The 20,049-nt window shown below is 72.7% G+C and carries 16 protein-coding genes; 14 read left to right on the forward strand and 2 right to left on the reverse strand.

Annotated features, from left to right (window positions below):
* The first annotated feature begins 26 nt into the window (after positions 1-26).
* From ACIPUC_RS15835 to ACIPUC_RS15900, 14 genes are all read left to right on the forward strand, one after another.
* On the forward strand, positions 27-1,136 hold the full coding sequence (locus ACIPUC_RS15835) for a saccharopine dehydrogenase (RefSeq protein WP_446589908.1): 1,110 nt from the start codon (positions 27-29) through the stop codon (positions 1,134-1,136).
* Positions 1,126-2,346: a saccharopine dehydrogenase family protein gene (locus ACIPUC_RS15840; RefSeq protein WP_446589909.1), complete on the forward strand. Its 1,221-nt coding sequence runs from the start codon at positions 1,126-1,128 to the stop codon at positions 2,344-2,346. Before ACIPUC_RS15835 ends, ACIPUC_RS15840 begins: the two co-directional genes overlap by 11 nt.
* On the forward strand, positions 2,343-3,710 hold the full coding sequence (locus ACIPUC_RS15845; RefSeq protein ID WP_446589910.1) for an ATP-grasp domain-containing protein: 1,368 nt from the start codon (positions 2,343-2,345) through the stop codon (positions 3,708-3,710). Before ACIPUC_RS15840 ends, ACIPUC_RS15845 begins: the two co-directional genes overlap by 4 nt.
* Positions 3,700-5,040, forward strand: a complete 1,341-nt coding sequence (locus ACIPUC_RS15850; RefSeq protein WP_446589912.1) for an MFS transporter — start codon at positions 3,700-3,702, stop codon at positions 5,038-5,040. Before ACIPUC_RS15845 ends, ACIPUC_RS15850 begins: the two co-directional genes overlap by 11 nt.
* Positions 5,041-5,120: 80 nt before the next feature.
* On the forward strand, positions 5,121-6,440 hold the full coding sequence (locus ACIPUC_RS15855) for a lysine N(6)-hydroxylase/L-ornithine N(5)-oxygenase family protein (RefSeq protein WP_446589913.1): 1,320 nt from the start codon (positions 5,121-5,123) through the stop codon (positions 6,438-6,440).
* Positions 6,428-7,528 (forward strand): NAD(P)/FAD-dependent oxidoreductase, encoded by a 1,101-nt coding sequence (locus tag ACIPUC_RS15860; protein ID WP_446589915.1) that lies wholly within the window; start codon positions 6,428-6,430, stop codon positions 7,526-7,528. Before ACIPUC_RS15855 ends, ACIPUC_RS15860 begins: the two co-directional genes overlap by 13 nt.
* On the forward strand, positions 7,525-9,837 hold the full coding sequence (locus tag ACIPUC_RS15865) for a class I tRNA ligase family protein (RefSeq protein ID WP_446589916.1): 2,313 nt from the start codon (positions 7,525-7,527) through the stop codon (positions 9,835-9,837). Before ACIPUC_RS15860 ends, ACIPUC_RS15865 begins: the two co-directional genes overlap by 4 nt.
* Entirely contained in the window at positions 9,834-13,181 is a 3,348-nt protein-coding gene (locus ACIPUC_RS15870; protein ID WP_446589917.1) for a non-ribosomal peptide synthetase, read from the forward strand. Before ACIPUC_RS15865 ends, ACIPUC_RS15870 begins: the two co-directional genes overlap by 4 nt.
* The gene (locus ACIPUC_RS15875) at positions 13,178-14,710 is read left to right on the forward strand and encodes an AMP-binding protein (RefSeq protein ID WP_446589918.1); all 1,533 of its coding nucleotides are present in this window, start codon (positions 13,178-13,180) and stop codon (positions 14,708-14,710) included. The genes ACIPUC_RS15870 and ACIPUC_RS15875 overlap by 4 nt, the downstream gene beginning before the upstream one ends.
* Positions 14,700-15,008, forward strand: a complete 309-nt coding sequence (locus ACIPUC_RS15880; protein WP_446589919.1) for an acyl carrier protein — start codon at positions 14,700-14,702, stop codon at positions 15,006-15,008. The genes ACIPUC_RS15875 and ACIPUC_RS15880 overlap by 11 nt, the downstream gene beginning before the upstream one ends.
* A 3-nt stretch (positions 15,009-15,011) precedes the next feature.
* Positions 15,012-15,650: a GNAT family N-acetyltransferase gene (locus tag ACIPUC_RS15885; protein WP_446589920.1), complete on the forward strand. Its 639-nt coding sequence runs from the start codon at positions 15,012-15,014 to the stop codon at positions 15,648-15,650.
* A complete protein-coding gene (locus tag ACIPUC_RS15890) occupies positions 15,647-16,696 on the forward strand; it encodes a C45 family autoproteolytic acyltransferase/hydolase (protein WP_446589921.1) in 1,050 nt (349 codons plus the stop codon). The genes ACIPUC_RS15885 and ACIPUC_RS15890 overlap by 4 nt, the downstream gene beginning before the upstream one ends.
* 41 nt (positions 16,697-16,737) lie before the next feature.
* A complete protein-coding gene (locus tag ACIPUC_RS15895) occupies positions 16,738-17,490 on the forward strand; it encodes a 4'-phosphopantetheinyl transferase family protein (protein WP_446589922.1) in 753 nt (250 codons plus the stop codon).
* A 26-nt stretch (positions 17,491-17,516) separates the two neighbouring features.
* Positions 17,517-18,272, forward strand: coding sequence for a hypothetical protein (locus ACIPUC_RS15900; protein WP_446589923.1), 756 nt, complete (start codon positions 17,517-17,519; stop codon positions 18,270-18,272).
* A gap of 78 nt (positions 18,273-18,350) precedes the next feature.
* On the opposite strand, the gene ACIPUC_RS15905 is transcribed toward ACIPUC_RS15900, so the two are convergent.
* Complete coding sequence (locus ACIPUC_RS15905; protein WP_446589924.1) at positions 18,351-18,839, reverse strand: glutathione peroxidase; 489 nt, start codon at positions 18,837-18,839, stop codon at positions 18,351-18,353.
* A 125-nt stretch (positions 18,840-18,964) separates the two neighbouring features.
* A complete protein-coding gene (locus tag ACIPUC_RS15910) occupies positions 18,965-19,834 on the reverse strand; it encodes a hypothetical protein (protein ID WP_446589925.1) in 870 nt (289 codons plus the stop codon).
* Positions 19,835-20,049: the final 215 nt, after the last annotated feature.

A 20,049-nucleotide genomic window follows, 5' to 3' on the forward strand; every position in this document is an offset into this window, starting at 1 on the left:
TTCCTCATGAGGGAGAAACAAACCACATGTCAGACAATCCTCACCTTTGGATGCGGGCCGAATCCCGGCCGAGCGAGCGCCGCGCGCCCCTCGTCCCCGAGGACGCCGCCCGCCTGGTGGGCCAGGGCGTCGAGATCACCGTGGAGGAATCGGCGCAGCGCGTCTTCCCCCTCGAGGACTACCTCGCCGCGGGCTGCCGCCCCGCTGAGGCGGGCAGCTGGACCGATGCGCCCGGCAGCGCCCACGTCCTGGGCCTGAAGGAGCTCCCCGAGGGCCCCGAGGAGCTGATCCACCGCCACATCTACTTCGGACACGCCTACAAGGGGCAGACCGGGGCGAGCGAGCTGCTCGCCCGGTTCACGGCAGGCGGCGGCGCACTCCTCGACCTGGAGTACCTGACCAGCGCCGACGGCCGGCGGCTGGCGGCCTTCGGCTACTGGGCCGGCTACGTCGGCGCGGCGCTGGCCGTCCTGCACCGGCGCGGGCGGCTGCGGACCCCGCTCGTCCCGACCGGCCTGGAGGCGCTGGACGCCCTGCTGAAGGAGCCCGGCGAGAACGGGAGCGCGCTGGTGATCGGCGCCCTCGGGCGCAGCGGCCGCGGTGCGTGCGACGCCCTGGCCACGGCGGGCCTCACCCCCACCCGGTGGGACGTCCAGGAGACGGCCGCGCTGGACCGCGCGGCCCTGCTGGACCACGACATCCTCGTCAACACCGTCCTGATGAACCGGCCCACGCCCCCGTTCCTGACCCACGCCGACCTCGACGGCCCCCGCCGCCTCTCCGTGGTGTCGGACGTCACCTGTGACGTGACCTCGGCATGCAACGTCCTGCCGGTCTACACCGAACTCACCGACTGGGACCGGCCGGTACGCCGCCTGCGCGACGGCGACCGGCCGGCCGACCTCATCGCCATCGACAACCTGCCCTCGCTGCTTCCGGTGGAGGCCAGCCGGGCCTTCTCGGCGGAGCTGTGGCCCGTCCTGGCGAACCTCGGCGGGGCCGATCCGGTCTGGGCGCGCTGCCTGGGCCACTTCGAGACCGCCGTCGCCACCGGCGTCGCGGGGACCGGGAACGGCGAGCCCGCCGGGCACCGCGCGGACGACGACGAGCGCAAGGAGTACGCAGATGCCCGCTGACCGGATATCGACCGCCCCGGAGCCCGCCCCGGAGCCCGCCCCGGTGCCCGCCAGCGGCACCGTCCACTGGATAGGCACCGGCCTCTCGACCGGCCGCAGCGGCCTCGGCCTGCTGTGCGCGCAGGCCGGCCACGTCGTGCTGTGGGACCGTACGGCCGAGCGTGCCGCCGACCGGCTCGCCGCCCTGGGCCTGACCGGCCACGCCGAGGTACGGGCCCTGACGGACGGGGCCCTGGAGGCCGAGGTCGGCGCCGGGGACGTGATCGTGTCCATGCTGCCCGCCGCCGAACACCCCCGGCTGCTGCGCCTCGCCATCGACCGCCGGGCGCACTTCGCCTGCACCAGCTACGTCTCCGAGGAGATCGCCGGGCTCGAGGAGCGCGCCGCCGAGGCGGGCATCGTGGTCCTGACCGAGGCCGGACTCGACCCCGGCATCGACCACCTGATGGCGCACCTGCTGGTCGCACGAGCCCGGGAGGCCATCGGGGACACCGCCGAGTCGGTCGACTTCACCTCCTACTGCGGCGGCATCCCCGCCGTTCCCAACGAGTTCCGCTACCGCTTCAGCTGGGCGCCGTACGGCGTGCTCGCCGCGCTAGGCTCCGCCGCGCGCCACGTCGCCGACGGCGTCGAGAGCACCGCCGCACGCCCGTGGGAGGCCACCACCGTCCACCGCCTGGCCGGCGAGGACTTCGAGGTCTACCCCAACCGGGACAGCGTCCCCTTCGTCTCCCAGTACGGCATCCCCGAGGGCTGGCACCTGCGCACCTTCGTCCGCGGCACCCTGCGCAACGCCGGCTGGCGCGCCGCCTGGGAACCGGTCTTCCAGGTCGTGGCCTCCGGTGACGAGGTACAGGTCCGCCGGCTCGCCAAGGAGCTGGCCGAACGGCACCCGACCACCGAGGCCGACCGCGACCGCGTGGTGCTCTCCGTGGCGCTGGACGTACGCGCCGCCGACGGGAAGCGCTGGCAGGGCTCCTACCTGATGGACCTGACCGGCGAGGAGTCGGAGAGCGCGATGGCCCGCGCCGTATCGCTGCCGATCGCCTACGGCGTCACCCGCCTGCTGGCCGGGGCGCTGCCCCCCGGTCTGCACCGCGCCGGCCAGTCCGAGGAGGAGGCCGGCCACTGGATGGCCTTCCTGGACTCCAACGGTCTGGGCAGCACGTTCACCGACACCGTCCCCGCCCCCCGAGGAGCCGACGCATGACCACCGCAACAGAACCCGAAGCCGCTGTGGAGGCCGGTTCCGAGACGGTGCCCGAGGCCTTCGTCCTCACCGGTGCCTTCTGGGTCGTCTGCCGCAACCCCCGCTACCTGGCGGAGCTCGCCGCACGCGGCCTGAAGGTCCTGCTCATCACACCGGCGGGCTACCGCGATGCCGCGGAAGCCGCCCGCAAGGACCCGGAGCACCCGGCGTTCCTGCTCGACGACATCGCCTTCGTGGACGGCTCCCTCGACCAGGAGGGATCGTTCCTGCCGGGGTTCATCGCCCGCGCCCGCGCCTGGCGGCACACGTACACGATCGTCGGCGCGTACGCGGTGGGCGAGACGCTGGTGGAGCCGACCGGCCTGCTGGGCGACGCGCTCGGCCTGCCGGGCCCGGGGCTGCGGGCGACCCGCGCCTGCCGCAGCAAGTACCTGCAGCGCTGGTACCTGGACGAGTTCAGCCCCGCCTCCCTGGTGATCCCGCCGGGGGAGCGGGAGGACACCGCCCTCGACGGGCTGCCGTACCCGGTGGTGGCCAAGCCCGCCACCCGCCATTCCAGTTCGGGCGTGGTGACGATCGCGGACGCGGCCGAGCTGCGGGCCGAGCTGGCCGGCTACCCCGAGTACGAGACCCTGCTGGTCGAGCAGAAGGTCGAGGGCCACGAGTACTCGGTCGAGAGCCTGGTGCAGGGCGGCGAGATCGTCTTCACCTCGGTCACGAGCAAGGAGACCACCGAGTCGGACGCCCGCTCCTTCGTGGAGCTGTCCCACTCGGTCCCCAGCGCCCGCCCCGGGGTGGACGGCCAACTGCTGGACGCCAACCGCCGGCTGCTGCAGACCCTCGGCTTCCGCGACGGCATCGCCCACGCCGAGTGGCGCACGGGTGCGGACGGGCGGGCCTACCTGATGGAGGTCGCCGCCCGGACGCCGGGTGACGGTCTGCTCGCGCTGTACCACCTGGCCACCGGCCGGCCCCTGGAGCCCGAGATCGTCAAGATCGCGCTGGGCGAGCCCGCCGACTACCCGGCGCCGCGCCGCTGGACCCGCCAGGTCTACCTGGACCACACGCCCGGCACCCTGGAGAACGTCTCCGTCGACTGGCCGGGGATCGACCCCGTCTGGGTCGGCGAGGGCGGCATCTGGCCGGAGATCACCCCGGGCGAGGCCGACGACCCGGCCGCGCTGCGGGCGGTCCTGGTGCTCAAGGAGAAGGGCGCCCGGCTTTCGCCGCTGGCCAGCTCCGACGACCGGGCGGTCACCTTCCTCATCGACGCACCCTCCGCGCAGGAGCTGGACGAGCTGGAGCGCCGGGTCCGCGCCGCCGTGACGCTGACCGTGGGGAGGGCGGAAGGACATGGCCTCTGACACCACCACCGAGGCGGACGCCGGCACCGCCGCCGGCGCCACCGCGGAGAAGGAGCAGCGCGCCACCGTATGGGGCACCTTCCGCGAGGCCCCGCTCGCGGTGAAGACCGTGCTCGCCGGGGTCCTGGTCAACCGCCTCAGCGGTTTCCTCCAGATCTTCCTCGTCCTGTTCCTCACCGCCAAGGGCTACTCCGACGGAAACACCGTCCTGGCCCTGGGCGTCTACGGGGCGGGAGCCGTCGTCGGCTCGCTGATCGGCGGCACCCTGGCGGACCGGATGGGCGTGCGCAACGCCACGGTCGTCTCGATGGGCAGCACGAGCGTGCTCACCGCCGCCCTGCTCTACGTGCCGAGCTTCCCGGCGCTGCTCGCCGCGATCGCCCTGGTGAGCCTCGGCTCACAGCTGTTCCGGCCGGCGTCGGCAACACTGCTGGCCGAACTGACCGCCGAGAACCGGCAGGTCATGATCTTCGCGATGTACCGCTTCGGGCTCAACCTGGGCGCGACGGCCGCACCGCTGGTCGGGTTCGCCCTCTACAACGCGGGCGGCCACGGGTACACCCTGCTGTTCTGGGGCGAGGCCGTGATCGCCCTGGCCTACGCGGTGTTCGCCTGGGCGACCCTGCCCGCCCGGGTCGGTCCCGCCCCGGCCGGCGCCACGACGGACGCGGACGCGGCGCCCGGCGGGTACGCGGCGGTGCTCCGGGACCGCCGGTACCTGCTGTACCTGATCGCGGCCCTGTGCCACGCGGCCGTGTACATGCAGTACCTGTCCACGCTGCCGCTCTACATGAAGGACGAGGGGCTGGCGCTCTTCTGGTACACCCTCGCCGTCTCCCTCAACGGGTTCATCGTCATCGCCTTCGAGCTGCTGCTCACCAAGCTCTCGCAGGAATGGCCGCTGAAGGTGACGATCGGTCTGGGATTCGCGCTGGTCGGTGCCGGTGTGGCCTTCTACGGTCTGCCCATCGGACCCGCGGCCGTGATCGTCGGCACGCTCATCTGGTCGATCGGCGAGATCATCGGCGGCCCCGCGGTGTTCGCCTATCCCGCGACCGCCGGACCGGCGAGGCTGCGCTCCCGGTACATCGGCAGCTTCCAGTTCATGTTCGGTCTGGGCACCGCCGTGGGTCCGATGGTCGGCAGCTGGCTCTACCTGCGGCTGGACGGTCTCGTGTGGCCCGTGGTGGCCATGGGGTCGCTGCTCGCGACGGTCTTCGGACTCATCGCCGTACGCCGTCCCGCACCCGCGCCCGCACCTGCGCCCGTGCCCGAATCCGTGCCCGAATCCGTGCCCGTGCCCGTGCCCGAACACGCGTCCGCCAAGTGACCCGCACCCCCCGCACGTACCGCCGTCATCAGCACGACTCGGCCGGTCAGCCGCCGGCACGCCTCGAAGGAGACGACCGCATGAGCACCAACCCCGTCCGCCCCGGGTCCGACCACTACCGCTGCATCGGCATCGGAGTGGGCCCCGCGAACCTCAGCCTGGCCTCACTGCTCCACGGTCGCCCGGATGTGGACAACCTCTTCATCGACCGGAAGGAAGCCTTCGGCTGGCACGACAACCAGCAGATACCCGGCGCCACCCTGCAGGTCTCGATGTTCAAGGACCTCGTCAGCCTCGCCGACCCCCAGAGCCCCTTCTCCTTCCTGTCCTACCTGCACGACCAGGGCCGGGTGTACCACTTCCTCAACGCCCAGTTCGCCGACGTGCCGCGCCTGGAGTTCCGCAACTACCTGGCCTGGGCGGCCCGGCGCAACCCGAACGTCGTCTTCGGCGAGACCGTGGAGGAGGTCGGCTTCGACGAGGTCTTCACCCTGCGCACCGACCGCCGCACGGTGACGGCCGAGAACATCGTCGTCGGCGTGGGCAACCAGCCCTGGGTCCCGCCGCAGGGCACGCTCGGCGCCACCCAGTTCCACGTCAACGACTACGTCGAGGCGGCCCGGAACCTGGGCGGCAAGCGCGTCGTCGTGGTCGGCGGCGGCCAGTCCGGCGCCGAGGCCTTCCTGGACCTGATCTCCCGGCCCGCCGGCGAACGGCCGCGCCGCGTCTCGTGGATCTCGCGCCGCCGCAACTACTTCCCGATCGACGACTCGCCCTTCACCAACGACTACTACATGCCGTCCCACTCGGACTACTTCTACGGCCTGCGCCCCGAGGCCCGCGCCAGCTTCAACGCCCAGCACGTCCTCAGCAGCGACGGCATCTCCGAGTCCACGCTGCGCGACGTCTACCAGGCCGTCTACGTCCACCGCTTCGTGGAGGGCAACAGCGACCTCGTCGGGCTGCACCCCAACCGGGACGTCGTCGCGGTCGAGGAGAACTCCGTCGGGGGCTGGGACCTGACCGTCCGGCACAACGACGAGCCCGGCGCCCCCGCGGAGCACTTCGACGCGGACGTCGTCGTCTGGGCCACCGGCTTCCGGCCGGCCCGGATGGACTTCCTCGCCCCGATCGCCGACCGGCTGGAACGCGACGGCGACGAGCTGCGCATCGACGAGGACTTCGCGGTGCGCTGGGACGGCCCGGCCGACCGCAGCGTCTTCGTCCAGAACGCAGCGCGCGGGCAGCGCGGCCTGGCCGACCCCAACCTCAGCCTGAACGCCTGGCGCAGCCAGCGCATCGCGGACCGGCTGTGCGGGGTGCGCAGCGACGAGCAGCTGGCGTCCTTCATCGAGTGGTCCGCCAAGTCCCCCGAGGCGAGTGCCGCATGGACCGCGTGATGACCCCGCCGCCGCTGGAACCGGAGGCGTACGACATCGCGGTGGTCGGAGGCGGCGTCCTCGGCCTCAGCATCGCCCAGGAGATCCTCACCCGGCAGCCGCAGGCCCGTCTGGTGGTCCTGGAGCGGGACGCGGTCGGCAGCGGCGCCACCCGCCGCTCGGCGGGTCTGCACTTCCCCCGCGGCTCCTCGGAGCGGATCCGCGCCATGGCCGCCCACAGCCAGGAACGCTACGCGGCGCTCAAGGCGGCCCGCCCGGAACTCCCCATCCACAGCCTGGACATGACGGTGGTGGCACCCGCTTCGGCGCAGGAACGGCTGCAGGAGGTCTACCTGCCGCAGGCGCGGCTGCGGCCCGTCCGCGAGGTGGCCGGCGCGACCGCCCTGCTGCCGGAGGGCACCGCCGCCTGGGAGGGCGACGGCTGCCAGTACGCGGACGTCCACGCCCTCACCCAGCTGCTGGCGCGCGATCTGCGCCGCACCGCGGAGTTCCGCGAGGGCGTCGAAGTCACCGCGGTGACACCCGGCGCCGACTCGGTGGAGCTCTCGCTGGGCACGGGCGGCACGCTCCGTGCCGGTCAGGTGGTCCTGGCCCCCGGCCCCTGGCTCGCGGCGCCCGCCTGGAAGGACCTCGTCGCACCGCTCGGGGCCCGGGTGAAGAAGATCGTGGCCCTGCACATCGAAGTCCCGCCCGCCGCGGGCGACCGGGCTGTGGTCTTCCAGGACGAGGACGCCTTCCTGCTGCCCTATCACGAGCGCGGGCACTGGCTGTTCAGCTACACCTGCCAGGAATGGGACGTCGACCCGGACACCGTCGCGTCGAGCCTGACCCCCGCCGACCGGGACGCGGCCCTCGCCGTCCTGGCCCGCTACGCACCCCACCTGATCGAGCACTGCGTCTCCGGACGCGTCTTCTGCGACGCGTACGGCCCCGGCTTCGAACCACTCGTCCGCCCGCTCACGGCCGACGGCCGCGTGGTGTTCGCGGGAGCCGCCAGTGGCTCCGGGTACCGGCTGGCTCCTGCCATCGCGGCACAGACCGCGCACCTGCTCCTCGCTCCGTCCCCCGGAAAGGACGACGTTTCGTGATCATCAACACCTATGACGCCACCGTGCTCAGCGAGGCCTTCGGCATCGACATGAGCGACATCCACGGTCTGGGCGTCGGCGCCGGCTGGGGCCGGGTCTCGCCCGGCACCAGCTCCGACAGCCACCAGCACGACGAGACCGAGTTCTTCGTCATCGTCAGCGGCCGCGGCGAGTTCCTCGTCGACGGCGAGCGCCACCCCGCCGCTCCCGGCACGGTCGTCCTGTTCGAGCCGTTCGAGTCCCACGTCCTGGAGAACACCGGGGACACCGACCTGGTCTTCCTCACCCAGTACTGGCGGGACGCCGGGCGCGCGCTCACCTCGGCGCTCAGCGCCGAGCGCAAGGACTTCCGCGACCGCCCCGTCTTCGTCTTCTCCACCCCGCCCACCCCCAACGGCGACCTGCACCTCGGCCACCTGTCGGGTCCCTACCTCGGTGCCGACGTCTTCGTCCGCCACCAGCGGCTGAACGGCACCAAGGCCTGGCACCTGACCGGCAGCGACGACTACCAGAGCTATGTGGTCGCCGCGGCCGCCGCCGACGGCGTCGAGCCGGCCGAGGCCGCCGCCCACTACAGCGCCGAGATAGCCAAGACGCTCGAGCTGATGGACATCTCGCTCGACCAGTACACCGTCACCGACACCGCACCGGAGTACCGGGCCGGTCTGCAGGACTTCTTCTCCCGCACGGTCTCCTCGGGCCGGGTCACGGTCACCGAGGCGGACGCCCTGTTCGACGCCGAGACCGGCCGGTACCTCTACGAGGTGGACGTCAAGGGCGACTGCCCCGGCTGCGGTTCGGGCGCCGGCGGCAACATCTGCGAGCAGTGCGGCGAGCCCAACGTCGTCACCGACCTGACCGACCCGGTCTCCGCCCTCTCCCCGGCCCCTCCGCGGCGCGGCCCGGTCTCCCGCTGGTCGCTTCCGCTGCACGAGTTCCGCGAGGACCTCGACGCCCACCACCGCCTGGGCAGGGTCCCGGCCAGGCTGCGCGAGCTCACCGACCGCCTCTTCCGCCGCCCCAGCCTCGACATCCCCGTCAGCCACCCCTCCTCCTGGGGCGTTCCCCCGGCCGAGAAGGACCTGGACGGGCAGGTCATCTGGGTGTGGCCCGAGATGTCCTACGGCTTCCTGTACGGCATCCAGGCCCTCGGCGCCGGGCTCGGAGAGAACTGGAAGGCCGCCGAACCGGAGCAGGACTGGAAGATCGTCCACTTCTTCGGCTACGACAACAGCTTCTACCACTCGGTGCTCTACCCGGCCCTGTACAAGCTGGCCTTCCCGGGCTGGACGCCGGACATCGACTACCACGTCAACGAGTTCTACCTGCTGGAGGGCCAGAAGTTCTCCACCAGCCGCCGCCACGCCATCTGGGGCAAGGAGATCCTCGGCCCGGACTCGGTCGACGCCGTCCGCTACTTCCTCTCCCGCACCCGCCCCGAGGGCGAGCGGACCAACTTCCAGCGCGCCGCGTACGAGGCCACCCTCGAGGACACCCTGATCGGCACCTGGCAGGCCTGGCTGAACGACCTCGGATCCCGGGTCGCCAAGCACTACGGCGGCACGGCCCCCGACGCCGGTACCTGGACGCCGGAGCACTCCGCCTTCCTCGGCCGCCTCGGCAACCGCCTCGCCGCCATCTCCGCCAGCCTCGGCTCCGAGGGCTTCTCCCTCAACGAGGCCGCCGCCGAACTCGACGGCATCGTCAACGACACCGTGCGCTTCTCCCGCAAGGAGGGCCTGCTCGCCGAGACCGCCGGCTGGGAGAGCGAGGCGCGCACCGCCATCGCCCTCGAACTGGCCGCGGCCCGGCTGCTCGCCCACGTCGCCGCCCCGGTCATGCCCCGCTTCGCCGCCCGCGTGGCCGAGGCGATCTCGCTGCCCGTACCCACTGCGTGGCCGCGTACGGTCGAACTCGTCGCCCCGGGCAGCGAGATCCGCCTGGCCGAGGCCGTCTTCTTCGTCCGGACCGACCGGCCGGCCGCCGGCGCCACCGCTGCCGACGCCGCCCCCGCCGCCCCTCCCGCTCCCACCGCCGGCCCGCGCCTGGTCGACTGGCTGAGCGGGCTCGTACGGACCCTGCTGCAGCTGTCCGCCGACGACGTGGTCGCCCCACGCGGCCTGAGCGCCCTCGGCACCAGTTCACTGCAGGCCGTCACGCTGCAGTACCAGATCCTCGAGGCCCTCGACGTGGACGTCACCCTCGACGAGCTGAGCGACGCCGAGGACATCTCCGCGCTCGCCGCCCTCGTGGAGGAGCGCGCCGGGGACACCGCCGTCACCGAGCTGGTCGGGGCGGATGCCCGATGAGCGTCCGCGAGGTACTGCGCGAGATCGAGGACCGCGGCCTGTTCGTGGAACTCTCCGGTACCGACCTGCGCCTGCGGGGCGGCCGGCAGAACATGGAACCGGAGTTCATCGCGCGGATCAAGGCCGTGAAGGAAGACCTGATCGCCCACCTCCTCGAGGAGGAGAAGAGCGGTCCCAGCTTCCCCCTCACCACCCTGCAGCGCGCCTACCTGCTGGGCCGCAGCGGCATCTTCGAAATCGGCGACGTGGCCAGCCACGTCTACCACGAGATCGAGGGCTTCTGGGACGTGGACCGCCTGGAGGAGGCGCTGGCGGCCGTCGTCGACGCCCACAGCGCCCTGCGTTCGCGCTTCTCCGCCGACGACCGGCAGGTCACCGAGAGCCGCCGCACCCCTCTGCGGATCCGCCGCCTCGACCTGCGGTCCAAGAGCCCCGAGGAGCAGGACCGGATCCGCGGCGAACTGCGCGAGGAGCGCTCGCACCGGGTACTGCCCGCCGACCGGGCGCCGCTGCTCGCCGTCGAGGTGACCGTCCTCGCCGACGACAGGATGGTGCTGCACGTCAGCCACGACGGGCTGGTCATGGACGGGATCAGCATGTTCCTGTTCTTCCGCGCCTGGTGGCGGGAGTACCAGGGCGCCGGCCCCGGCGCGCCGGAGGAGCTGCTGTACGAGGACTACGTCACGGCCCTGGAGGCCGGGCGGGACCGCGCCCCGGCCCGCCGCTCGCGCGACTACTGGCTCGCCCGCGTCGACGAGCTCGCCCCGCACCCCGACCTGCCGTTGCGCACGAGCCCCTCGGCGCTGTCCTCGTCCCGGTTCTCCCAGCGCCGCGTCCGCCTCGGCCAGGAGGCGTGGGAGACCCTCAAGGAGCGGGCCGCCGACGCCGGCCTGACCCCGTCGGCGGCGCTGCTCGCGGCGTATGCGGAGACCCTGGCCACCTGGGGCGCCGGAGCCCGGTTCACGATCAACACCACGGTCGCCCACCGTCCGCCCATCCACCCCCGCGTGTTCGAGGCCATCGGCAACTTCTCGGACACCCTGCTCGTCGAGGCGGAGGTGGACCGCAGCCTCACCTTCGCGGAGCGGGCCCGCGCCCTGCAGACCCGGCTGCGCAAGGACCTCGACCACCGGCACTTCTCCGGCGGCCAGGTCATGCAGGAACTGGCGCGCCGCCGCGGAGGCGTGGCGGGCGCCCGGATGCCCTTCACCTTCAACAGCGCGATCGGCCACGGCAACGCCGAGGCCGACGGCTCGGCCCTGGAACTGTTCGGCCCGGAGGTCTTCACCGTCTCCCAGACCCCGCAGATCTGGCTCAACGCCTTCGCGATGGAGCAGCACGGCGGTCTCGTCGTCCAGCTCGACGGCATCGACGAACTGTTCCCGGAGGGGCTGCTGGACGCCTTCACCCACGGCTACCAGACCCTGCTCGAGGAACTGACCGCCCTGCCGTCCTGGCAGCGCACCTCCTTCGACCTGCTGCCCGAGGCGCAGCGCGAGCGGCGCCGAGAGGCCAATGACACGCAGGTCCCGCTGCCGCCGACCATGCTCGGCGACGCGTTCGTCGAGCATGCCCTGCGGACCCCGGACGCGGCCGCGATCCTCACCTCCGACCGCGAGGTCGGCTACGGCGAGCTGCTGCACCGGGCCGCCGCCGCGGCGCGCTGGCTGCGCGAGGGCGGCGTCGGCCGGGACGAGCTGGTCGGCCTGGTGATGCACCGCGGCCCCGAGCAGATCGTCGGCATTCTCGCCACCGTGCTCGCCGGAGCGGCCTACCTGCCCGTGGACGCGGGCCTGCCCGCCGAGCGGCAGGACTACATGCTGCGCGACGGCCGGGTGCGCCGCGTCCTCACCAACGCCGACTGGCAGGACGCCGGCGGCGAGCGGGAGGTCATGCGGCTCGACGTCACCGACCACGGCGCCGGCAGCGGCACCCACCGTGTGGACGGCCCGCCCGAGGTACCCGCCCGCCTGCCCGGCTCGGACCCTGACGACCTCGCCTACGTCCTCTACACCTCCGGCACCACGGGCGCGCCCAAGGGCGTCATGGTCACCCACCGCAACGTCGCCAATGTGGTCGCCGACTGCCACAAGCGTTTCGGCATCGCCCCCACCGACCGGTTCTTCGCCATCAGCGCCTTCAACTTCGACCTGTCCGTGTGGGACGTCTTCGGCGCCCTGTCGGCGGGCGCGGCCCTGGTCATGCCCGACCGGGACAAGGCCGTGGACCCGGCACACTGGCTGGACCTGTGCGAGAGCGCGGGGGTGACGGTGTGGAACTCCGTACCCGCGATCGTCAACCTGCTGCACGACCAGGCGGTCGCGGACGCGGTGGTCCCGCCCGCGCTGCGCCTCGTGATGATGAGCGGCGACCGTGTCCCGCCGGCCCTGCCGGCCGCGCTGCGCAGGCTCAGCGCCGACCTCGACGTGATCTCCCTGGGCGGCCCCACCGAGACGACGATCTGGAACATCCTGCACCCGGTCGGGCCGGACGAGGACGGCAGCGAGTCCATCCCGTACGGCCGCCCGAACGCCAACAACCGGGCCTACGTCCTGGACCGGGACGGACTCGACGCCCCCGACTGGGTGACCGGCGAGATCTGCGCGGCGGGTACCGGCCTGGCCCGCGGGTACTGGGGAGACGAGGAACGCACCGCCGAACGGTTCTTCCACGACCCCGTGCGCGGCGAACGGATGTACCGCACCGGGGACCTGGGCCGGATGCTGCCCGACGGCAACATCTCGATCCTGGGCCGCAGCGACTTCCAGATCAAGGTCAACGGCTACCGCATCGAGGCCGGTGAGGTCGAGACCCGCCTGGTCGCCGTCCCCGGCGTCGCCAAGGCGGTGGTCGCGGGCCAGGCCGGCGCCCAGGGCGCCCGGCTGGTCGCCCACCTGGTGGCGGCCGGCGAAAACCGCCCCACGGACGCCGAGCTGCGCGACGCGCTGCGCCGTGATCTGCCCGACTACATGGTGCCCACCGCCGTCGTCTGGCATGTGGAGCTGCCGCTGACCAAGAACGGCAAGGTGGACCGCAGCAAGCTGGCCACGGCGGCCGTCGCGGCAGCGGCCCCCGCACCGCAGACCCGCAGCGGCGGCGAGCCCACCACGGAGACCGAGAAGACCCTCGTCGCGATGTGGACGAAGGTGCTGCCCGGCAAGCAGGTCGGCATCCACGACAGCCTGGGCTCGCTGGGCGGCGACTCCATCGCCGCCGCACGGATCCTGACCGCGGTGCGCAAGCAGTTCGGGATCTCCGTCCCGCTCGACGCGTTCACCGAGATGGACTGCGTCCACGCACTGGGCCGGGCCCTCGACGCGCAGCGGGAAGAGGCGTCCCGATGACCGTCACCTCGGTGATCAACCGGATCGTCACCACCGCTCCGTCCGGCGGCAGGATCTCCTTCGCCCGGCTGGACGGTACGCAGACCATGGGCCTGCCGGAGCTGTACGAGCGGGCGGGCCGGCTCGCCGGGCACCTGCGGGACCGGGGCGTCGGGCCGGGCGACCGGATCGGCATCCTGGCCGCGAACAGCCTGGAGTGGGTGCTGCTGGACCTGGCGGCGCTGCGCCTGAAGGCGCAGACCGCGGGGTTCGAGCCCGGCAAGTTCGACCCGGCGGACGACCTGACCGGACGCTACGGCCTGACCCTGCTCTTCACCGATCGGCCCACCGACACCACCCGGTCCGTGCCGATGAGCGAGGTACGCGCACTCTCGGAGCCGCCGGCGAGTCCCGGCGACGTGCCGGCCCCGGAGCCCGTCACGTGGGGCCCCCGCGACGTGACCACCATCAAGTTCACCTCCGGCAGCACCGGCACCCCCAAGGGGCTCGGCGCGACGGCCGGCAGCATCGACGGCTCGCTCGCGGCGGTGCAGGAGATTTTCCACCACGCGCCGGGTGACGACCTGTTCGTCTTCCTGCCGCTGTCGCTGCTCCAGCAGCGCTACTGGATCTACTCGGCGCTCGCCCACGGGCACGACGTCACGATCAGCACCTACGAGGCGGCCTTCGCGGCGATGCGCCGGGTCAAGCCGACCGTGGTCATGGGCGTACCGGCCTTCTACGAGACCGCCAAGCGCCAAGTCGAGTCCCGCATGCGGCGCTCGGGCGGCACGGCGACCGCCGCCGAGGCAGCCCGCCACCTGTTCGGCGACCGGATCCGCTACCTGTGGACCGGTTCGGCACCGGCCGACGCGGCGATGCTGCGCTTCTTCACGGACGCCGGACTGCCCGTCTACGAGGGCTACGGCCTCAACGAGACCTGCATCGTCGCGAAGAACCACCCCGGCGCGACCCGCGAGGGCAGCGTGGGGCGCGTCCTGCCGGGCAAGGAGGTGCTGTTCGACGAGGACGGGGTGGTCAGCGTCCGCAGCGACCATCCGGTCGGCTACGGCTACACGTACGCCAAACCGGGGGACTCCGAGCGCGTCTTCGACGCGGACGGCACGGTGCGCACCGGCGACCTCGGCTACATCGACGAGGACGGGTTCCTCTTCATCCGGGGCCGGGCCGATGACGTCATCGTCCTGGACAACGGCAAGAAGGTCATCGTCCGGCCGCTCGAAGAGCACATGCGCACCAGTCCGGCCATCGCCGAATGCGTCCTGTTCTGCCCCGCGCAGACGGACCTGGTCGCGGTCGTCTCACCGGCGGCCCTGCCCGCCGACCCGGACGCCGTCCTCGCCCAACTCACCCTGACCAACGCGACCTTCGGCAAGGACGAGCAGATCAGCCGCGTCGTCATCGCCGACGAGCCGTTCAGCATCGAGAACGACCTGCTCACCTCGCAGTACAAGCCCAAACGACCCCGGATCCTGGCCGCCTACCGGACCAGCCTCCACGACAGCAAGGCAGGAATCCATGCACCCTGACACCGTCATCGACACCGTCATCGACACCGCTATCGACACCGCCATCGAGAACGCGGCCCGCGAGGCCCTCTCCGCCGTCCTCGACCCGGAGGTCCCCCCGCAGGAGCTGGAGCTCGACGCGGACATGGCCGGCTCCTACAGCCTGACCTCCCTCAACAAGGTCCTCTTCCTGACCGAGGTGTGCGAGGCGACCGACGTCGACCTCGCCAACTTCACCGAGCACGACCTCGCCGACATGCTCACCCTGCGCAACGTCATCGAGTCCCTCACCCGGCACAGCAACAACAAGGCGGTCTGAATCATGTCCTGGTCCCAGAATGCTGCAGCGGTCCTGGAGAACGAGCACGTCCTGCTGCGGCCGGTCGCCGAAGCCGACCGCGAGGCCGTGCGCGCCGTCGCCATGGACCCCGACATCTGGCGCTACTTCGTCTCCGCGGTCACCGACGACGCCGACTACGCCACCTTCTTCGACGCCTGCCTCGCCGACCACGCGGCCGGCCGCCGTGCGGTCTACGTCATCGTCGACAAGGCCTCGGGCCGCGTCGCGGGCAGCATGAGCTTCGGCAACATGGCCGAGGCCGACAAGCGCCTGGAGATCGGCTGGTCCTGGCTGGGCCGCGACTTCCGCGGCAAGGGCATCAACCGCTGGGCCAAGTACCTGCTGCTGCGCCACGCCTTCGACGTCCTAGGGGCCGAGCGCGTCGAGTTCAAGACGGACATCCTCAACATCCAGGCCCGCCGCGGTCTGCGCAACATCGGCGCCGTCGAGGAAGGCACCCTGCGCAGCTTCAACTTCATGCCGGGCGGCCGCCGCCGTGACGCCATCTTCTACAGCGTCCTGCGCGCCGAATGGCCCCGCGTGGAGGCCGAGCTCGCCACGAAGCCGAAGGTCGCCCCGCAGGAGCCGCAGGACGCCGCGGTGCTGAGCGCCGCCCGATGACCGGCGGCGGGGAGATACCCCTCATCCACGCGTCCGGCGACCCGTTCGCCGTGGGGCGCGCCCACGGGGAGGCCCTCGCCGGTCCCCTGCGCGCCTTCCTCGACGACTCGCTCTGCCGCCTGAACAAGGTCATGCAGGAGCCCGTCTCGCCGGCCGGACTGCTGCCGTCGATCGCCGCCTACCGGGCGGCGGTCACGGCGGCGGTCCCCGCCCTCGGCGAGGAGGTCGCCGGCCTCGCGGCCGGGGCCGGCATCGAGGAGCACGAGGCCTGGCTGCTGCAGTTGCGCCGGGAAATCATGGGCTACCGCAAGGTGCCCACCATGGGCGACTGCACGACGTACGCCCGCACCGGCGCCGGTGTCCCGGTCCTCGCCCAGACCGTCGACCTCAACGGTGATCTGGACGACTACCTGAGCGTGCTGGAGGTCGAGCGGTCCGACCGGCCCGGGCGGCGTTCGCTCGTCCTGAGCTTCGGCGGGCTGCTCGGCTACCTCGGCCTCAACAGCGACGGCCTCGCTATCGGCCTCAACCTGGTGCTGGGCGGAGACTGGCGCCCCGGTGTCCCGCCGTACCTCGCGATCCGGCACCTGCTGGACTCGGCGGGCAGCGTCACCGAGGCCCTGGAGATCCTGCGCGGCCTGCCGCTGGCCAGCTCCCGCACGCTCGTCCTGTGCGATCGCGAGGGCGCCGTCTACGTCGAAGTCCTCGGCGACGAACTGCGCGTCGTGGAGGGCCCGGAGGCCGTCCACGCCAACCACTTCCTGCACCCCGACTTCGTCGCGGGCGACGAGATCAACGTCTTCGCCCGCAACTCCTCGGTCCGCAGGCTGAAGGCGGCCGGTGCCGGACTCGCAGCGCTGCCCCCGGACGCGGACGCCGAAGCCCATTTCGGGCTGCTGTCGGTACCGCCCATCTGCGTACCGGACCGCGGCGACATCCGCGCCGAGCGGACCGTCGCGGCCGTGGTGATGCTGCCGGACCGGGGCGAGCTGCACGTACGGCCCGGCGATCCGTCGCTCAGCACCACCCAGGTCTTCCGCCTGTAGCGGCCGCCCCGGCCCCTGCACCACCGAAAGGAGGAGAACACATGGACGTATGGCTGGTGGATCTGGACGAGCACGCGTGGTCACCGGCACGGTACGCGGACACCGGCACCCGCCCGGGCGGCAGGGCCCGTGCGACACCGGAAGAGAACAGGCGCGCTGCGGAGTTCACCCACGCGTCCACCACCCGCCGCTTCCTGCGGGCCCGGCTGGCGGTGCGCGAGCTGCTGGGGCAGCGGCTCGCCGTCCCCCCGGCGGAGCTGCGCGTCGCTCATACGTCGCACGGAAAGCCGTATCTGCCGGACCATCCACACCTGCACATCAGCTGGTCGCGCTCGGAACGGCTGCTGCTCCTCGCCGCGGCCGACACCGGCCCGATCGGCGTGGACATCGAATGGCTGCGGCCGATGCCCGCGGCCCTGGACGCGCTCGCCACGGTCTACCCCGCCCTGCCGGTCACCGCCGAGCCCGAGGTCTTCCTGCCGGCCTGGACCCTGCTGGAGGCCGCGGTCAAGGCGACCGGCCTCGGGCTGGCCCGGGGGGCGAAGGACGTCGATCTCGCACTCGGCCCGGGCAGCACCGTGTCGCTGCGCGGCATCGCCGGCCACGGGCCCCCGGACGCCTGGTACGGCCGTACGGAACCCCTCGCGGCAAGCGGCGCGCTCCCGGCGGCCGTGGCCGCGGTGGTCACCCGGGACCGGCCCCCGATGTCGCTGAACCAGCTGCTCGGGCGCGACCGGCCGACGCCGGCGCCTCCTTCGCAGGGCAGTACGGACTCCTTCGTCCTGACCCTGTGACCGTCACCCACGCATCGAGGAACCCCATGACGACCCGACCCACCACCGCCCTGCTCAGGCTGCACGCCGTCGCCCCCGGGCTCGGCACGGCCGACCTGGCACGCGCCGTCTCCCTCACCCTGACGGGCGAGGGCTCCCCGCCCGGGGGCTGGCGCGCGGGGCGGCGGGGCCGAGTTCTGCAGTACGAGGAGGCCGCCGCCGAGGTGACCGGCGGGTGGGACGGCCCCGAGCTGCGGCTGCGGTACCGGGGCGAGCCGGCCGCGGCGGCCCGGGCCGCCGGACTGCTGGACGCGATCGCCGCCGTGGCGGCCGGGGCGGACCCGGCCACCGCTCACCCCATCGCCCGGCCCGCCGCCCTGCCCACGGCTCCCGTCGGCGTACCCGGAGCGGACCGGGACCCGGCACCGCCTGTGGACGCGCCCGCCTACCTGGCCTGGCGGGCTCTGATGGCGCGCTGGCAGGTCGCCGACCGCGACCTCGCGGAGATCACCGCACCGGGCGTGCTCACGGCACCGGGCCCGCTCGCCGCTGTCGCCCACACGGCCGGCCCGTACCGCCCCGAGGAGCCCGTCTTCGTCTTCGACCACGTCGGCCCTCCGACGCCGCCGCCCGGCTGGCTGCTGCGTGCCTGGTTCGCGCCCGACGCGGGTGTCTACCACTGCTCGGTCGCGTCCGGCTCCCGGCTGTCCGTCCGCTCGCCCGAGCCGGCCGCCGCCGACCGCCGCGCGGAGCTGCTGGCCGCCTGGCAGGTCCTGACCGCCCGCTACGAGGCGGAGGTCTGAGCGACGGGGGTGCGACGGCTGATGCCCGGGCCGCAGACGGCCCGGGCATCAGTCGTACCCTCCCGCGCGTGACGGGCCTCAGGCGGGCAGGTGCGCCTCGATGGCGGCGATGACCTCGGGGGACTCGGGCTCGGTGCGCGGGCGGAAGCGCGCCACGACCTCGCCGGCGGGGGAGATCAGGAACTTCTCGAAGTTCCACTGGATGTCCCCCGCCTCGCCCTCGGCGTCCGGGACCTTCACCAGCTCCTGGTAGAGCGGGTGCCGGTTCTCACCGTTGACCTCGGACTTCTCCAGGATCGGGAAGGTGACGCCGAAGCCGGCCGCGCAGAAGGTCTGGATGTCCTCGGCGTTGCCCGGCTCCTGCTCGCCGAACTGGTTGCAGGGCACGCCGATGACGGTGAAGCCCTTCTCCTCGTACGCGAACTGCAGCCGGGCGAGGCCCGAGTACTGCGGGGTGAGCCCGCACTGCGAAGCGGTGTTCACCAGCAGGATCGCCTTGCCCTTGTGGGCCCCGAGGCTGGTCGGCTCGTCGGACAGGGTGGTCAGCGGGATGTCGTACAGGCTCATCGGGCTCTCCTGGCAGGAAGCGGATAACGCCTCCGAGCGTAGGTGATGCCCGGCGCGCGCGGCCGGGGCGGTGGCCGGGCGTCCGGCGGGTCAGTGCCAGCCCGCCGGCCAGCCCTCCGGCTCGGCTAGGCGCCCGTGCCGACCAGCTCGTCCGCCGGGTCGTTGACCGGCTGCGGCATGCCGGTGAGGTCCATGACGAAGAGGGGTATCCCCAGGTCGTCCGCGCGGGTGCGGGCGTCCTCCGTGTACCCGGCGAGGGAGAAGTAGACGCTGGTCGCGGAAGCTGTGAGTCCGTTCAGCCAGACGCACTCCACCGCGCGCACCCCGGCCGGCGCCGTGGTCGGGTCCACCTGCGCCACCAGCCCCGGGGCCCGCAGGTCCACGGCCGCCGAGGGGATCGGGCGCCCGTCGGGCTGCCGTACGTCCCGGAAGCCCAGCCAGCGCAGGTAGAGCGCGGCGGTGGCCACCGCGTCGCGGGTCGTACGGATGGTCACCGGCCGGAACGCGGGGCGCGGCACCGGCGTGGCCGACGGCGGTGACGGGTGCGCCGGGGACCGGTCGCCCGGAGCGGTACCGCGGCCTCCGGGGCGCTCACCGGACTGCCGACCGGACGGCGCGTCGGACTGCGGACCGGACTGCGGATCGGTCGTCGGTGTCCCGGTGGCCGCCGGCTCCGCCCCCGAGCCGCCCACGCCCCCGCCCCCGGCCGCTCTCGACACGGGTTGCGGGTGGGCGGGGTGCACCGCGATCCGCACCACCGTGCCGCACGACGCGCACCCCACCTCGGGATGCGGCCACTCGCTCTCCCGCCCGCACGACTCGCAGCGCACCGCCACCCAGGCGTCCGACCAGGTCCGATGCGTCAGCGGCTCCGGCGGAGCGGCCAGGTCCAGCGCGGGGTGGACCGGGCTGCCGCAGGCACAGGGATAGACCGGGACGGTGTAGCCGTTCTCGCGCAGGCACGCCGGGCAGCGCACCGGTACCGCTTCTGCCATGAGACCTGGACCCCCTCCGTCGCTGTGCGTAGGTCCATGCTCCACTACGCGCGACCGTCCGGGCGACCACACCCGCCATTTGTGCAAGTTGCCGAGCGAGACGCGGCTTTTGGTGCCATCCGGGGTCCCGTACCGCCTTGACGTCGGGGAAGCCGCCGCTTAGCTTGTTCCGTATAGCAGAACAAAACTTCCGGATTACGGAAAAGCCTGACCGT

It is taken from the genome of Streptomyces sp. LARHCF249, from assembly GCF_052871255.1.

What these genes read in the sequence shown, in the direction of transcription:
- ACIPUC_RS15845 (WP_446589910.1), top strand. Translation starts at nt 2,343, where the DNA reads ATGACCACCGCAACAGAACCCGAAGCCGCTGTGGAGGCCGGTTCCGAG.
- ACIPUC_RS15890 (WP_446589921.1), top strand. Translation starts at nt 15,647, where the DNA reads ATGACCGGCGGCGGGGAGATACCCCTCATCCACGCGTCCGGCGACCCG.
- ACIPUC_RS15835 (WP_446589908.1), top strand. Translation starts at nt 27, where the DNA reads ATGTCAGACAATCCTCACCTTTGGATGCGGGCCGAATCCCGGCCGAGC.
- ACIPUC_RS15860 (WP_446589915.1), top strand. Translation starts at nt 6,428, where the DNA reads ATGGACCGCGTGATGACCCCGCCGCCGCTGGAACCGGAGGCGTACGAC.
- ACIPUC_RS15875 (WP_446589918.1), top strand. Translation starts at nt 13,178, where the DNA reads ATGACCGTCACCTCGGTGATCAACCGGATCGTCACCACCGCTCCGTCC.
- ACIPUC_RS15840 (WP_446589909.1), top strand. Translation starts at nt 1,126, where the DNA reads ATGCCCGCTGACCGGATATCGACCGCCCCGGAGCCCGCCCCGGAGCCC.
- ACIPUC_RS15880 (WP_446589919.1), top strand. Translation starts at nt 14,700, where the DNA reads ATGCACCCTGACACCGTCATCGACACCGTCATCGACACCGCTATCGAC.
- ACIPUC_RS15900 (WP_446589923.1), top strand. Translation starts at nt 17,517, where the DNA reads ATGACGACCCGACCCACCACCGCCCTGCTCAGGCTGCACGCCGTCGCC.
- ACIPUC_RS15855 (WP_446589913.1), top strand. Translation starts at nt 5,121, where the DNA reads ATGAGCACCAACCCCGTCCGCCCCGGGTCCGACCACTACCGCTGCATC.
- ACIPUC_RS15895 (WP_446589922.1), top strand. Translation starts at nt 16,738, where the DNA reads ATGGACGTATGGCTGGTGGATCTGGACGAGCACGCGTGGTCACCGGCA.
- ACIPUC_RS15885 (WP_446589920.1), top strand. Translation starts at nt 15,012, where the DNA reads ATGTCCTGGTCCCAGAATGCTGCAGCGGTCCTGGAGAACGAGCACGTC.
- ACIPUC_RS15910 (WP_446589925.1), bottom strand. Translation starts at nt 19,834, where the DNA reads ATGGCAGAAGCGGTACCGGTGCGCTGCCCGGCGTGCCTGCGCGAGAAC.
- ACIPUC_RS15905 (WP_446589924.1), bottom strand. Translation starts at nt 18,839, where the DNA reads ATGAGCCTGTACGACATCCCGCTGACCACCCTGTCCGACGAGCCGACC.
- ACIPUC_RS15870 (WP_446589917.1), top strand. Translation starts at nt 9,834, where the DNA reads ATGAGCGTCCGCGAGGTACTGCGCGAGATCGAGGACCGCGGCCTGTTC.
- ACIPUC_RS15850 (WP_446589912.1), top strand. Translation starts at nt 3,700, where the DNA reads ATGGCCTCTGACACCACCACCGAGGCGGACGCCGGCACCGCCGCCGGC.